Raw genomic sequence first — 14,373 nt, 5'->3', positions numbered from 1 at the left:
TGAGGGGGGACACCATGGGACAGCCACGGGCTGTGTGCGGCGCGCGCACACCGGTGCGGGTGACCGCCATCGCGAGCCTGACGCCCCTGGAGGAGCTGGAGGCCGACCCCTTCCTGGTGGACTCGCGCAGCCAGTACGCGATGTGCGCCCGCTGGGCGGCCGAGCGCGGCTGGGTGGTCGCCCGCGAACTCCTGGTCGGCGGGCTGCGCTCCGACCACCGCGCGCTCTGGGACGGGGTGCGCGCCGGAGTGGACGTGTTCGTCGTGCCCAGCCTGCGCGTGCTGCGCCGGGCCGTGTCGTCCGTGGAGGAGTTCACCGCCGAGTGCGCCCGCCGGGGCGTGCGCGTGGAGGCCGTGGGGCGGGCCGAGCCGTCGTACGACGCGCAGATGAAGGCCCGGGTGCACCGGCGCCTGTCGATGCCGACGGCCGGCTACGACGGACGGTGACCGCGGGCGCCCGGCACCCCGTATGACAAGGTGGAGCCGGGCCCGACCGGGCCGGCGAGGCGAGAAGGGGCCCTTTCCCGCACCCATGGCGGGGGCAGGGCCGGGACGCGAGGTGTACGGAGCGTGGGAGGCATACGGTGGCGGCGCACCGCCAGTCAGATCGGACGGAGCGTCACCGTATGGGCGGTCTCCACGGTCACCATGCTGGCCCTCGCCGGGCTGCTGCCCGACTTCCGGCTCCAGTCCGCCGACGGTGACAGCGCGACCCGCATAGCCGTCACCGCGGCCCTCGGCGCCGGGGCCTTCGGCATCCTCTCGGCGGTCGTCTGGCCGCTCCTGGTCCGGCTCCTGCTGCTCGTCCCGGCGTTCGTCCTCGGCCTGCTGGTGTTCTTCCTCAACGGCTTTTTGCTGCTGCTCGCCCTGCGGATCAACCCCTCCGGCCGCGGCGAGGCCGCCCCCGAGACGGCCGTCATCGTGGCCGCCGTGATGTCCGCCGTGGCCTCCACCACCGGGGCGGCCCTCGCCGTCCGCGACGACGAGACCTACCGGCGCCGGCTGCACCGCCTGGCCACCCGGGGCAGCCGGACCCGTCCGCTCTGCCCCGCCGCCCCCGGCCTCGTCTGCGTCCAGCTCGACGGCGTCGGCCACGACGTCCTCACCGACGCGGTCCGCAAGGGGCTGATGCCGACGGTCGCCCGCTGGCTGCAACCGGCCGGCGGGCCCGTCCCGGGCGACGGCGCCCACCCCACGCACCGCCTCACCCGCTGGCGCACCGACTGGTCCAGCCAGACCGGCGCCAGCCAGCTCGGCATCCTGCACGGCAGCACCTTCGACGTGCCGGCCTTCCGCTGGTACGAGAAGGACCGGGGCGAGGTGATGGTGAGCAACCGGCCGACGAGCGCCGTCGAGCTGCAACGCCGCGCCGTGCGGCGCACCGGCGACGCCGGACTGCTCTCCGTCGACGGCGCCAGCCGCGGCAACCTCTTCAGCGGCGGCGCCGGCGAACAGGCCCTCGTGCTGTCGATCGCCGCCCGCCGCCGCAGCCCGGCGACCCGGTCCCGCGCCGGCTACTTCGCGTACTTCTGTGACCCCGCGGGCGCCGTCCGCACCGCCCTGTCCTTCGTCGCCGAGGTGGGCCGCGAGATCGGCCAGTCCACCCGCGCCCGCCTCACGGGGCAGCGCCCGCGGGTGGGCCGGGGCGGCCTCTACCCGTTCGTCCGCGCCTTCGCCACCGTCGTGGAACGGGACGTCGTCGTCGCCGCGGTCATGGGCGACATGCTCGCCGGCCGCACCGTCGTCTACGCCGACCTCGTCGCCTACGACGAGGTCGCCCACCACTCCGGCCCGCGCAGCCGCGACGCCGAGAAGGTGCTCCAGCGCCTGGACCGCTCCCTCGCCCTCCTCGAACGCGTCGCCGAACACGCCCCGCGCCCGTACCGGATCGTCGTCCTCTCCGACCACGGGCAGAGCCCCGGCGAGACCTTCCGCGCCCGCTACGGCCTCACCCTCGGCGATCTCGTCCGGGCCGGCTGCGGACTGCACGTGCCCCGCCGCGCCGAACGCACCCGCAGCGGCGCCGAGGCCCGTGCCGCCGTCCGCGCCGCCCTCGGCCGGCCCGTGGAGGAGAGCGGCCACCACCGCCCCGCCCCCCGCCGCGAGCCGATCGTGCTCGCCTCCGGCAACCTCGGCCTGGTCTCCTTCCCGGACGTGCCGCACCGCATGACCAAGGAGGAGATCGACGCCCGCCACCCCGGCCTGCTCACCACCCTCGCCAACCACCCCGGCATCGGCTTCCTGCTGGTGCGCAGCGAACGGCACGACGGCGTGGTGCTGGGGGCGTACGGCGCCGAGGTCCCGCTGGCCGAGCTGGCCGACGGGTCCGGGCCGCTGGCCCCCTTCGGACCCGGCGCCGCCGCCGCGGTCCGGCGCACCCACTCCTTCCCGCACACCGCGGACATCATGGTGAACTCCGCGCACGACCCCGCGGACGGCGAGGTGCTCGCCTTCGAGGAGCAGATCGGCTCCCACGGCGGGCTCGGCGGCGCCCAGTCGCAGCCGTTCCTGCTCTCCCCGCGGGAGCTGTCCGCACCGGTCCGGGACGGGGCGGAACTCACCGGGGCCGAGCACGTCCACCAGGTGCTGCGGCGCTGGCTGGGCGAACTGAACGGACCGCAGGTGCCGCTCGCCCCGGCCGCCGCGGAGGAACGGGCCGCCTGAACCGGCCCCCGGCCGGTCCCGCCCGGTCCCGCCCGGACGTCACCTCGCGTTCACCCGGCGTGGGCCGGTCCGCACGGTGCGCCGGGCCCGAATGTGATCGGATGGGGGAACACGGAACACGGGTACCCCGAGAACGCGACCCCCGAGAAAGGAAGCAACGTGGCAACCACGCGCACCGCGCACACCGTCTGGGAAGGCAACCTGCTCGAAGGCAACGGTGTCGTCACCTTCGACTCCTCCGGCATCGGCGAGCAGCCGGTGTCGTGGCCGTCCCGCGCCGAGCAGGCGAACGGCAGGACCAGCCCCGAGGAGCTGATCGCCGCCGCCCACTCGAGCTGCTTCTCCATGGCCCTCTCGCACGGTCTGGCCGGCGCCGGCACCCCGCCCACCCGGCTGGAGACCAAGGCGGACGTCACGTTCCAGCCGGGCGAGGGCATCACCGGCATCCACCTCTCCGTGCGCGGCGAGGTGCCCGGCCTGGACGCGGACGGCTTCGCCTCGGCCGCGGAGGACGCCAAGAAGAACTGCCCGGTCAGCCAGGCCCTGTCCGGCACGACCATCACGCTGACGGCCGAGCTGGCCTGACGCCCGCACGACCACGCACGCGTGCCGCCGACCCCGCCCCGGGTCGGCGGCACGCGTACGCTCAGCCGCCGAGCCGCTCCCAGCCCCGCCGCTCCGGGCGCGGCCCGAGCTGCCGGGGGTCCCGGGTCCGGTAGACCACGTACGGCCGGAACAGGTACTGCACCGGCGCGCTGAACATGTGCACCAGCCGGCTGTACGGCACGAACGCGATCAGCACCATGCCGGCCACGGCGTGCACCTGGTACAGGACCGGCACGCCCGTCATGAGATCCGTCCTCGGCCGGAGCGTGAACAGGCTGCGCGACCAGGGGCCGATGGTCTCCCGGTAGCCGTACCCGTCGCCGCCGGAGTGCGCCAGCTTGGCGGCCATGCCCAGCACGATCGCCCCGACCAGCAGCACGTACATCGCCTTGTCGTTGGCCGTGGTCGCCCGGAACACGGGCGTGTTGGTGCGCCTGCGGTAGACCAGCAGCAGGATCCCGGCGACCGCCAGCACCCCGGCCGCCGTCCCGCCGTACAGCGAGAACAGGTGGTAGGTGTGCTCGGACACGCCCACCGCGTCCGTCCACGACCGCGGCACGAACAGGCCCACCAGGTGCCCGGCGAGGACGAACAGGATGCCGTAGTGGAAGACCGGCGAGGCCACGTTCAGCAGCCGCGACTCGTACACCTGCGACGACCGGGTGGTCCAGCCGTACTTGTCGTAGCGGTACCGCCAGACGAGGCCGGCCACCAGCAGGGCGAAGGCGATGTAGGGCAGGGCGCCCCAGAGCACGACGGTCACCGGCGCACCCCCGTCCGCGCGGCCGGAAGGGTGGCGCACACCGCGTCCAGCACGCCCGCGTACGGAGTGCCGTAGGCGGTCAGCCGCGCGCGGAGCTGCTCCAGGCCGTCGCGGTACTCGGCGAGCAGGCTGGTGTCGCCGGTCCGCGCGGTGAACTCCAGCACCGCGGGGAGGAAGTCCGGCAGCTCCTCGCCGCTGAACGCGAGGCCGTGCCGGCGGTACAGCTCCTTGATGCGGACCAGGGACATCCCGCGCCGCCGGGTGTCGCCGTCGTGCCACCAGCTCAGGTACAGGCTGTGCCGGTTGCGGAAGTCGAAGACCTGCACGTAGTGGGCGGCCAGCTCCGCGGGCGGGGTGACGGCCGCGTGGTCGGTGAACGCGCGCAGCTGCGGGGCGGCCTCCCGCAGCAGGGGCAGCCGGGCGACGAAGTCGTCGTCCGGGTAGGTCAGGCAGAGGGCCGCCGCCTGGTAGAGCACCGCGTCCGAGGGCATCACGCCTCCTTCGCGTCGTCGGACGTCTGCCGCCTGCGCAGCAGGTGGAAGTTCTCCACGGACACCAGCGGCAGCCGCCGGCGGCCGGAGTCCCGGCCGAACGGCCCGTCGCCGCCCATGCCGGGGCCGCCCGCGTAGTCGAGGCTGCACCCCTCGGGCAGCGCGGACTCCTCCATCCGGCGGGCGTCGCCGACGGCCGCGGTCGGGATGACGTACCGCTCCTCGTACTTGGCGATGGCCAGCAGCCGGTACATCGCCTCGATGTCGTCGGGTTCCATGCCGGCCGCGGCGGCGACGGCCGCGTCCGGTTCCTCGCCGAGGTTGAGCGCCCGCATGTGGGAGCGCATCGCGGCGAGCTTCTCCAGCGCCGCCCGCACCGGGCCGGTGTCACCCGCCGTGAACATCTCCGCCAGGTACTCCAGCGGGATGCGCAGGGTGTCGATCGCGCCGAACAGGTTGCCCGCGTCCTCCCCGTCGTGCCCTGTCTCGGCCAGCGCGTCCACCACCGGGGACAGCGGCGGGATGTACCAGACCATCGGCATCGTCCGGTACTCCGGGTGCAGCGGCAGCGCCACCCGGTACCTGCTGACCAGCGCGTGCACGGGGGAGCGGCGGGCGGCCTCCGTCCAGTCGCGCGGGATGCCCGCGTCCTCGCAGGCCCGCAGCACCTCCGGGTCCTCGGGGTCCAGGAACACGTCGAGCTGGGCCGCGTACAGGTCCTTCTCGTCCGGTACGGAGGCCGCGGCCGTCACCCGGTCCGCGTCGTACAGCAGGACGCCGAGGTAGCGCAGCCGGCCCACGCAGGTCTCCGAGCAGACGGTCGGCAGCCCGACCTCGATGCGCGGGTAGCACAGGGTGCACTTCTCGGCCTTGCCGGTGGCGTGGTTGAAGTACACCTTCTTGTACGGGCATCCGGTCACGCACATCCGCCAGCCCCGGCAGCGGTCCTGGTCGACCAGGACGATGCCGTCCTCGGCCCGCTTGTACATCGCCCCGGAGGGGCACGAGGCCACGCAGGACGGGTTCAGGCAGTGCTCGCAGATCCGCGGCAGGTAGAACATGAACGTCTGCTCGTAGGCGAACCGCACCTTCTCGGACGCCTCCCGCCGGGTGCGTTCGACCATCGGGTCCAGGTCGCCGTAGGCGGGCGCGCCGGCCAGGTCGTCGTCCCAGTTCGACGACCACTCGATCTTCATCGGCTTGCCGGTGATCGACGACACGGGCCTCGCCACCGGGTAGTCGTCGCCCAGCGGGGCGTCGGTGAGGTTCTTGTAGTCGTACGTCCAGGGCTCGTAGTAGTCCTTGATCTCCGGGAGCTTCGGGTTGGAGAAGATCCCGGCCAGCTTGTGCAGCCGGCCGCCCGCCTTCAGCCTCAGCGCGCCGCGCCGGTTCAGCTCCCAGCCGCCGCGCCAGGTCTCCTGGTCCTCGTAGCGGCGCGGGTAGCCCTGGCCGGGCCGTGTCTCCACGTTGTTGAACCAGACGTACTCCATGCCCCGCCGGTTGGTCCACGCCTGCTTGCAGGTGACCGAACAGGTGTGGCAGCCGATGCACTTGTCGAGGTTCATGACCATCGCGATCTGGGCCATGGGACGCATCAGTACTCGACCTCCTGGCCGCGGCGGCGGATCACCGTCACCTCGTCGCGCTGGTTGCCCGTCGGGCCCAGGTAGTTGAACCCCCAGGACAACTGGGCGTACCCGCCGATCAGATGGGACGGTTTGAGGAGCAGCCGGGTGAGCGAGTTGTGGATGCCGCCGCGCATCCCGGTGGTCTCCGTCTTCGGCACGCTCACCGTGCGCTCCTGCGCGTGGTGCATGTAGACGGTGCCGGCCGGCATGCGGTGCGAGACGATCGCCCGGGCCACGACCACACCGTTGCGGTTGACCGCCTCCACCCAGTCGTTGTCCGCGACCCCGATCGCGTCGGCGTCCTGCGGGGCCATCCAGATGGTCTGCCCGCCCCGGGACAGGGCCAGCATGAACAGGTTGTCCTGGTACTCGGAGTGGATCGACCACTTGTTGTGCGGAGTGAGGTAACGGACCGTCACCTCCCGTTGCCCGTCGGGCCCGAGCCGCGGTTCACCGAACAGCCGGTGCATGTCCAGCGGGGGCCGGTAGACCGGCAGGGCCTCGCCGAGTTCGTGCATCCAGTCGTGGTCCAGGAAGAACTGCTGGCGTCCGGTGAGGGTGTGCCAGGGCTTGCCGTGCTCGGTGTTGAGCGTGAAGGCGGTGTAGCGCCGGCCGCCGTACTCGCTGCCGGACCACTCCGGCGAGGTGATCACCGGCACCGGCGCCGCCTGCGTGTCGGCGTACGTGACCCGCTTGCCCTCGTGTTCGGCGGCGAGGTGGGCCATCGGCTGCCCGGTGCGCCGCTCCAGCGTGCGGAAACCCTGCGTGGCCAGGCGCCCGTTGGTGGTGCCGGACAGGGCGAGGACGGTGTTCGCCGCCCGCACCGCGGTGTCCAGGGCCGGGCGCCCGTCCGCCGGGCCGCCGCGCACGGCGCCGTTCAGCCGCCGCAGCCGCTCCACCTCCTCGTCGGGCCGCAGCGCGATCCCCTTGGCGGGCAGCCCCAGTTCCTCCACCAGGGGGCCGAGCGCGGCGAACTTCGCGCCGATCGCGGTGTAGTCGCGCTCCACCACGGTCAGGGCCGGCATGGTCCGGCCCGGCACGGGAGCGCACTCGCCGCTCCGCCAGTCCCGGACCACCCCGCCCGGCTGGGCGGTCTCGCCCGGCGTGTCGTGCTGGAGCGCGGTCGCCACCAGGTCCCGGCGCACGCCCAGGTGGCCCGCCGCCAGTTCGCTGAACCGCTCGGCGAGCGCCTTGAAGGCGTCGAAGTCGGTGCGGGTCTGCCAGGGCGGGTCCACGGCCGGGGTGAAGGAGTGCACGTAGGGGTGCATGTCGGTGGAGGACAGGTCGTGCTTCTCGTACCAGGTCGCGGCCGGCAGCACCACGTCCGACAGCAGGGTCGAGGACGTGTGCCTAAAGTCGAGCGACAGCAGCAGGTCGAGCTTGCCCTCCGGCGCCGCTTCCCGCCAGGTCACGTCCCGCGGCCGCTCGCCGGGCGCGGCCTCCTCGGCGCGCAGCGAGGAGTGGGTGCCGAGCAGGTGCCGGGTGAAGTACTCGGCGCCCTTCGCCGACGAGCCCAGCAGGTTGGCCCGCCACAGGGTCAGCACCCGCGGCCAGTTCTCCGGGGCGTCCGGGTCCTCGCAGGCGAACCGGAGGGTGCCCGCGCGGAGTTCGGCCACCGCGCGGGCCACGGGGTCACCGGGCCCGTCGCCCAGGTCCAGCGGGTTGCGGTCGAACGTGGGGTACGACGGCATCCAGCCCACCCGGGCGGACAGGGCCAGGCAGTCCGCGCCGGTCATCCCCGCGAACCGGCCCTCGCCGAGCGGGGAGGCCAGGACGTCGGCGCCGAACCGGTCGTAGCGCCACTGGTCGGTGTGGAGGTACCAGTACGCGGTGCCGATGGCCTGCCGGGGCGGCCGGGACCAGTCGGAGGCGGCGGCCAGCGTCGCCCAGCCGGTCAGCGGCCGGCACTTCTCCTGGCCGACGTAGTGCGCCCAGCCGCCGCCGTTGCGGCCCTGGCAGCCGGTGAGTTGGAGCAGTGCGAGGAAGGCGCGGTAGATGGTCTCGGAGTGGAACCAGTGGTTGGTGCCCGCGCCCATGAGGATCATGCAGCGGCCCCGGGACCGCTCGGCGGTCCGCGCGAACTCGCGGGCGATGCGCACGCACTGCGCGGCCGGGACGGAGGTGTGCGCCTCCTGCCAGGCCGGGGTGGCCGGCGCGCGGCCGTCCTCGTAGGAGACGGGCCAGTCGCCCGGCAGGCCGGGCCGCGCCACGCCGTAGTGCGCGAGCAGCAGGTCGAAGACGGTCGTCACCAGCGGGCCGCCGGGCCCGCCCAGCCGGGTCGCCGGCACGCCCCGCCGCAGCACTTCGCCCCGCCCCTGCCCGTGCGTCCCGCCCTCGGTGTCGAACCGGGGCAGCAGCACCTCCACCGGGGCCGCGAAGGCGGTGCCGTGCAGGCTCAGCCGCGGTGCGGTCTCCCCCAGCTCCAGGTTCCACCTGCCCTCACCGCTCCGTGTCCAGCGGAAGCCCAGGGAACCGTTCGGCACGGCCGCGCGGCCGGTCCCCTCGTCCAGCACGACCGTCTTCCACTCCGCGCCCTCCACGTCCTGGCCGACGTCCGCGGCGCGCAGGAACTTGGCCGGCACGTACGCCCCGTCCCGCTCGGTGAGCGTCACCAGGAACGGCAGGTCGGTGAACTTGCGCACGTAGTCGGTGAAGAACGGGGTCTGCCGGTCGACGAAGAACTCCTTGAGGACCACGTGGCCCATCGCCAGGGCCAGCGCGCCGTCCGTGCCGGGGTGCGGGTGCACCCACTCGTCGGCGAACTTGGTGTTGTCCGCGTAGTCGGGGGAGACCACCACGACCTTCTGGCCGCGGTATCGGGCCTCGGCCATCCAGTGCGCGTCCGGCGTCCGGGTCACCGGCACGTTGGAGCCCCACATCATCAGGTACGCGGCGTCCCACCAGTCGCCCGACTCGGGGACGTCCGTCTGGTCGCCGAAGACCTGCGGCGAGGCCACCGGCAGGTCGGCGTACCAGTCGTAGAAGGACAGCATCGGCGCGCCGATGAGGGAGTGGTAGCGGGCGCCGGCCGCGTGCGACACCATCGACATCGCCGGGATCGGGGAGAAGCCGGCGATCCGGTCGGGCCCGTGGGTCTTGACGGTGTGCACCTGGGCGGCCGCGACGATCTCCACCGCCTCCTCCCAGCGCGCCCGCACCAGGCCGCCCTTGCCGCGGGCCCGCTGGTAGCGGCCGCGCCGCTCCGGGTCGTCCTGGATGTCGGCCCAGGCCAGCACCGGGTCCTTCAACCGGCCCCTGGCCTCCCGGTACATCTCCAGCAGCACGCCCCGGACGTACGGGTAGCGCACCCGGGTGGGGGAGTAGGTGTACCAGGAGAACGCGGCGCCCCGCGGGCAGCCGCGCGGCTCGTACTCGGGCCGGTCCGGGCCCACCGAGGGGTAGTCCGTCTCCTGGGTCTCCCAGGTGATGATCCCGTCCTTGACGTACACCTTCCACCGGCACGACCCGGTGCAGTTCACCCCGTGGGTGGAGAGCACCACCTTGTCGTGGCTCCACCGGTCCCGGTAGAAGGCGTCCGCCTGCCGCCCGCCGGTCAGTGTCACGCCGTGCAGGTCGGGCGTGGGTGTGCCGGGCCGGAAGAACCGGCCGGCGGCGAGCAGGGCCGCGCCGGGTTCCCTCGGCGGTGTCCGCGTGTCGGTCACGTGCGCTCCCTCGGTTCTCCCCGTACTCAGAACCTAGGGGCGGCGGCGGGAACCCACCTGTTCGCAGACCCGTACGGGTCAGCCGGGGCCCGGCGCGGCGGGCGGGGTCACAGGCTCCCGCGGTACTCCCGCAGCAGCGCCACCGTGCGCTGCGCGGACGCGGCGCGGGCCGTCATGTGGTCCAGCACCTCCAGGTGCGCGGACACCTCCCGGCGCGAGTCCAGGTAGAGGGCCCCGGTCAGGTACTCGGTGAACACCATGTCCGGCAGCTCCGGCTCGGCGAACCGGAACAGCGTGAACGGCGCGTACGTCCCCGGGTGCGGGCCCGCCGCGAACTCGGCGACCTGGAGCGTCACCCGGTCCCGCCCGGCGTACTCCAGCAGCCGGTCGAGCTGGTCCCGCAGCACCTCGGGCCGCATGCTCACCGGGCGCCTGAGCACCGTCTCGTCCATGATCACCCACAGGTGGGGCGGGTCCTCGCGCTCCAGCAGCCGCTGCCGTTCCATGCGCAGTGACACGTGCCGCTCGATCGTCTCCGGCGAGGTCTGCCCTATCGTGCCCGCCTCCAGCACCGCCCGCGCGTAGTCCTCCGTCTGGAGCAGTCCGGGCACGAAGTGCGGCTCGTAGGAGCGGATGATCCGGGCGGCGCCCTCCAGGCTGACGTACATGCTGAACCAGTCGGGCAGCACGTCGTGGAACCGCTGCCACCAGCCCGGCTGGTTGGCCTCCTCGGCCAGCCGGACGAACGCGTCGGCCTCCTCCTCGGCCACCCCGTAGGTGGTCAGCAGCACCTGCACGTAGGGGATCTTCAGCGAGACCTCGGCCATCTCCATCCGCCGCACGGTCGCCGACGCCACCCGCAGGACCCGGGCGGCCTCCTCGCGGCCGAGCCCGGCCGCCTCGCGCAGCTCCTGCAACCGCTTGCCGAGCACCACCTGGCCCACGGTGGGCGCGGCCCGCCGCTCACTCACGCCACGCCCTCCCCTACGCGCCGATGTGCGGAAGGCAGTCTGTCATGTGTCGCCGCCTCGCACACGTGTCCGTGGTCAGGGGCGGTTTTTTTGAGTGTTCAATGAGAGTTCAACCGACCAGGGTGTGCAGGTACTTGGCGGTCGCCGCGTCGGCCGGCAGGAACGTCTCGATGGCGAGCTCCGCCACCGTCACGTCCATCGGCGTGTTGAACGTGGAGATGGAGGACACGAACGACAGGGTCCGGCCGGCGTGCTCGATCAGCATCGGGAGCGCGAAGTACGGGACGGGCTCGGCCGGTTCCCCGCCCGGCTGCTCCTCGGGCACCGGGTAGGCGGACACCTCCTCGTACAGGGCCCGCAGCCGGTCCGAGCGGTGCAGCGCGATCTCGCGCTCCATCTGGGCCAGCAGGTGCCCGCGCCACTCGCGCAGGTTGCGGATGCGCGGCGCCAGCCCCTGGGGGTGCAGGGTCAGCCGCATCGCGTTCGGCGCCGGGCTCATCAGCGTCTCCGGCACGCCCTCCAGCAGCATGGCGATGCCCCGGTTCGCGGCGACGACCGTGTACCCGGCGTCGACCACCAGCGCGGGGTAGGGCTCGTACCCCCGGATGAGCCGCTCCAGGCCGTCGCGCAACGAGTCCAGCGCCGGGTCGTCCAGCGGGGTCTCCGGGTAGCGGGGGGCGTAACCGGCGGCCAGCAGCAGGGCGTTGCGCTCGCGCACCGGCACGTCGAGCCGCTCGGCGAGCCGCAGCACCATCTCCTCGCTGGGCCGCGACCGCCCGGTCTCGACGAAGCTGATGTGCCGCGCGGAGGAGTCGGCGCGCAGGGCCAGCTCCAACTGGGAGAGCCGCCGCCGTTCGCGCCAGGCGCGCAGCAGCGGGCCGGCCCCCTTGCCGGGGGCGACGGAGGCGGAGGGTTCGGACGCGACGATCGTCATACCGTCCGACCCTAGCCGAGGCGGGGCGGGGCGGGGCCTGGAGCGCGTGGCCCTGAGCGTGCGGTCCGGAGTGCGCGGTCCGTAGCGTGCGGGTCGGAGTGCGCGCTCCGGTCCGGCGGCCGGTCTTCGGGCGGGGCGGCGGTTCGGCCGGTCCGTGCCGGGTCTCCGCCCGCCCGTTTCGTGCCGGGGCACTGTCTGCCGGTCCCGTGCCGGGGCGCTGTCCGGCCGGCCCGTGCCGGGACTTCGTCCGGCTGTTTCCTGCTGGGGCGCTGTCTGCCCGTCTCGTGGCGGGGCACCGTCTGGCCGGTCCGTGCCGGGACTTCGCGCGGCCGTCCTGTGCCGGGTCTTCGTCGCCCGCCCCACGCTGGGCCTTCGTTCGCCCGTCGCGCTCCTGGCTTCCAGCCGCCCGTTTCGTGTCGGGGCGCCGTCTGGCCGGTCCACGCCGAGACCTCGTCCGGCCGTCATGTGCCGGGACTTCGCCCGCTCGCCCCGTGCCGGGCTTCTGCCCGCACGACCCGTGCCGAGGCGCCGTCCGGCCGACCCGTGCCGGGCTTTTCCCCCGCTCGTTTCGGGCCGGCGCCGTCCCGTGCCGGGGTGTCGTCCGGCCGGTCCGTGCCGAGGCCCCGTCCGCTCGCTGCTTGCTGCCCGCTGCTCGCTGCCCGCCGCGTGCCGGGCTTCCGGCCGTCCGGCCGTCCGGCGTGGCAGGGTGAATCCGGACCGCATCCCCGTACGGGGGCTCCGACCGAAGGGAGACCGGACATGGCCGTCGAACCGCTGCCGCGGGAGGAGATCGAGGACCGGCTGGCCGGGCTGCCCGGCTGGTCCCTGGACGGGGACCGCCTCACCCGGGCCTACCGCCTCCGCTCACACGTCGCGGCGGCCGCGCTGGTCGTGCACATCGCCGCGATCCAGGACGAGCTGGACCACCACTCCGACTGCTCGCTCGGGTACCACACCGTCTCCCTCGCCGTGCACACCCACAGCGCGGGAGGCGTCGTCACCGAGAAGGACTTCGAGCTCGCCCGGAGAGTGGAGGACATCGCCCCCGGCCACGGCGCACACTGAGCGGTGTGCTCGACTACGAGAAGGAAGCCCGCGGATACGACGCCTCGCGCGGCGGCGAGGCCCGCGCCGAGGCCGCCGCACGGGCCGTCCTCGGACTGATACCCGAGGGGCCGGGCCGCCTCCTCGACATCGCCTGCGGCACCGGGATCGTCACCCGGCGGCTCGGCGCGGCCCGCGCCGGACTGCGGGTGACCGGGGCGGACCTCACCCCCGCCATGGTCCGGATGGCATCGGCGCGGCTGCCCGGCGCGGTCGTGCGCGCCGACAGCCGCCGACTGCCCTTCCCCGACGGCACGTTCGACGCGGTCACCTCCGTCTGGCTGCTGCACCTGCTGCCCGACGCCGGGGACGTGCGCACGGTGGTGGCCGAGTGCGCCCGCGTCCTGCGCCCCGGCGGGGTGTACGTCACGACCGTCGACAAGGCCGCCGCGCACGATGTCGGCAGTGACATCGACGAGGTCCTCGCCGCCCGCCCGCGCCGTCCCTCGAGCGACGCCGCGGATGCCGTCTCCGACCACGCCGCCCGGTGCGGGCTCCGGCCCGCCGGTCACGCCGTCTTCCCCGGCACCGGGCAGGGCCGCAGTCCCCGCGAGACCATCGCCGACCTGCGCCGCGGCTGGTTCACCCAGCTCCCGCCCGGTGAGCCGCGCACCGAGGAGTTCGCCGCGCGGCTGGCCAGGCTGCCGGACCAGGAACGCCCGCGCCCCGACCCGCGGTTCGGCGTGCGCGCCTACCGCAGACCGGCCGCCGCCCGGTAACCGGAAGCACCCCCTTCCGCAGGGGGCCCGGGTCCGTCCGTCAACGGCTGCCGTGCGTACCGCACTTGGGGCGGGAGCCCCGCGTCCGGGCCTCCGCTCAGCGCCCCAGGGTGACGACGAGCAGCGTGCGTGCGGGCTCGTCCCCGACCAGGCGGCAGCGGTGCGGAACGTCGCCGCGGTGGTGGGCGCTCTGGCCGGCCCGCAGCCGGATCGGTTCCTGCCCGCGCAGTTCCAGGTCGACCTCGCCGTCGAGCACGTAGACGAAGTCCTCCCCGGTGTGCTCGAACCAGCCGCGTTCGCCCTGGCCGGGCGTGAAGTGCTGCTCGTACGCCTCCATGACGTCGCTCTGGCCCCCGGGGATCAGGACCCGGGCGAACTGTCCGGTGCCCTCGGTGACCCGGATGACCTGCGGATCCGCCTCGTGGGCCACCGCGTCCGGGGTGCCGGAGGGGCGCAGGAAGATGCCCGGGGGCAGGCCGAGGGCCTCGGCGATCTTGTAGATGGAGGCGAGGCTCGGGGTGGTCAGGCCCCGTTCCAGCTGGCTGAGGAAGGGCTGGGACAGCCCCGAGCGGGCGGCGAGTTCGGCCATCGGGACGCCGAGGCGCTTGCGGTGCCCTCGGATCACGGAGCCCACGGCCAGGGCCTCGGGGGTCGGGTCGGGTCGGCGCACGCTCCGACGGTAGCGCAGCGGTGCGGCACGGGGAGTCGGTCGAGAGGTCCGGACGAGGTTTTATGCCGCGGACACGCTGCGGCAATAAACCACGCGAATTATTGACCTCATCAATATCGCCCGTTCCGGGGAGGCCCGGAGACCCGTCATGAGGTGCCGCAC

At 73.8% G+C, this 14,373-nt stretch carries 12 protein-coding genes; 5 read left to right on the top strand and 7 right to left on the bottom strand.

From position 1 onward, the window contains the following. Positions 1-14 precede the first annotated feature (14 nt). The 3 genes from ACZ4K2_RS19050 to ACZ4K2_RS19040 all read left to right on the top strand — a co-directional run bounded on the left by ACZ4K2_RS19050 (position 15) and on the right by ACZ4K2_RS19040 (position 3,248). Entirely contained in the window at positions 15-446 is a 432-nt protein-coding gene (locus ACZ4K2_RS19050) for a hypothetical protein (RefSeq protein WP_467475076.1), read from the top strand. A 123-nt stretch (positions 447-569) separates the two neighbouring features. Then, positions 570-2,663 (top strand): phage holin family protein, encoded by a 2,094-nt coding sequence (locus ACZ4K2_RS19045; protein ID WP_467475078.1) that lies wholly within the window; start codon positions 570-572, stop codon positions 2,661-2,663. 159 nt (positions 2,664-2,822) lie between these two features. Beyond that, complete coding sequence (locus ACZ4K2_RS19040; protein WP_467475080.1) at positions 2,823-3,248, top strand: OsmC family protein; 426 nt, start codon at positions 2,823-2,825, stop codon at positions 3,246-3,248. A 61-nt stretch (positions 3,249-3,309) separates the two neighbouring features. Here the strand turns inward: ACZ4K2_RS19040 and narI are convergent, their stop codons facing one another. The 6 genes from narI to ACZ4K2_RS19010 form a co-directional block, all read right to left on the bottom strand. After that, positions 3,310-4,032 carry a respiratory nitrate reductase subunit gamma gene (narI, locus tag ACZ4K2_RS19035; RefSeq protein ID WP_467475082.1) on the bottom strand — a complete coding sequence of 241 codons (723 nt, stop codon included), beginning with the start codon at positions 4,030-4,032 and terminating at the stop codon, positions 3,310-3,312. Next, positions 4,029-4,523 (bottom strand): nitrate reductase molybdenum cofactor assembly chaperone, encoded by a 495-nt coding sequence (gene narJ, locus ACZ4K2_RS19030; RefSeq protein ID WP_467475084.1) that lies wholly within the window; start codon positions 4,521-4,523, stop codon positions 4,029-4,031. Before narJ ends, narI begins: the two co-directional genes overlap by 4 nt. After that, positions 4,523-6,118 carry a nitrate reductase subunit beta gene (gene narH, locus ACZ4K2_RS19025; protein WP_467475086.1) on the bottom strand — a complete coding sequence of 532 codons (1,596 nt, stop codon included), beginning with the start codon at positions 6,116-6,118 and terminating at the stop codon, positions 4,523-4,525. Before narH ends, narJ begins: the two co-directional genes overlap by 1 nt. Then, complete coding sequence (locus ACZ4K2_RS19020) at positions 6,118-9,813, bottom strand: nitrate reductase subunit alpha (RefSeq protein ID WP_467475088.1); 3,696 nt, start codon at positions 9,811-9,813, stop codon at positions 6,118-6,120. Before ACZ4K2_RS19020 ends, narH begins: the two co-directional genes overlap by 1 nt. 107 nt (positions 9,814-9,920) lie before the next feature. Then, on the bottom strand, positions 9,921-10,784 hold the full coding sequence (locus ACZ4K2_RS19015; RefSeq protein WP_467475090.1) for a helix-turn-helix domain-containing protein: 864 nt from the start codon (positions 10,782-10,784) through the stop codon (positions 9,921-9,923). A 109-nt stretch (positions 10,785-10,893) separates the two neighbouring features. Next, positions 10,894-11,718: a helix-turn-helix domain-containing protein gene (locus ACZ4K2_RS19010; protein ID WP_467475091.1), complete on the bottom strand. Its 825-nt coding sequence runs from the start codon at positions 11,716-11,718 to the stop codon at positions 10,894-10,896. 759 nt (positions 11,719-12,477) lie between these two features. Here ACZ4K2_RS19010 and ACZ4K2_RS19005 point away from each other — a divergent pair. Then, complete coding sequence (locus ACZ4K2_RS19005; protein WP_467475093.1) at positions 12,478-12,783, top strand: 4a-hydroxytetrahydrobiopterin dehydratase; 306 nt, start codon at positions 12,478-12,480, stop codon at positions 12,781-12,783. Between the two features lie 5 nt (positions 12,784-12,788). Next, positions 12,789-13,541, top strand: a complete 753-nt coding sequence (locus ACZ4K2_RS19000) for a class I SAM-dependent methyltransferase (RefSeq protein ID WP_467475095.1) — start codon at positions 12,789-12,791, stop codon at positions 13,539-13,541. A 97-nt stretch (positions 13,542-13,638) separates the two neighbouring features. On the opposite strand, the gene ACZ4K2_RS18995 is transcribed toward ACZ4K2_RS19000, so the two are convergent. Continuing rightward, positions 13,639-14,211 carry a helix-turn-helix domain-containing protein gene (locus tag ACZ4K2_RS18995; protein ID WP_467475097.1) on the bottom strand — a complete coding sequence of 191 codons (573 nt, stop codon included), beginning with the start codon at positions 14,209-14,211 and terminating at the stop codon, positions 13,639-13,641. Between the last annotated feature and the right edge of the window lie 162 nt (positions 14,212-14,373).

It is taken from the genome of Streptomyces sp. NPDC025833 (genome assembly GCF_055558055.1).
Note: the sequence above shows the minus strand (reverse complement) of the source record. Positions and strands in the feature narration are given on the sequence as shown.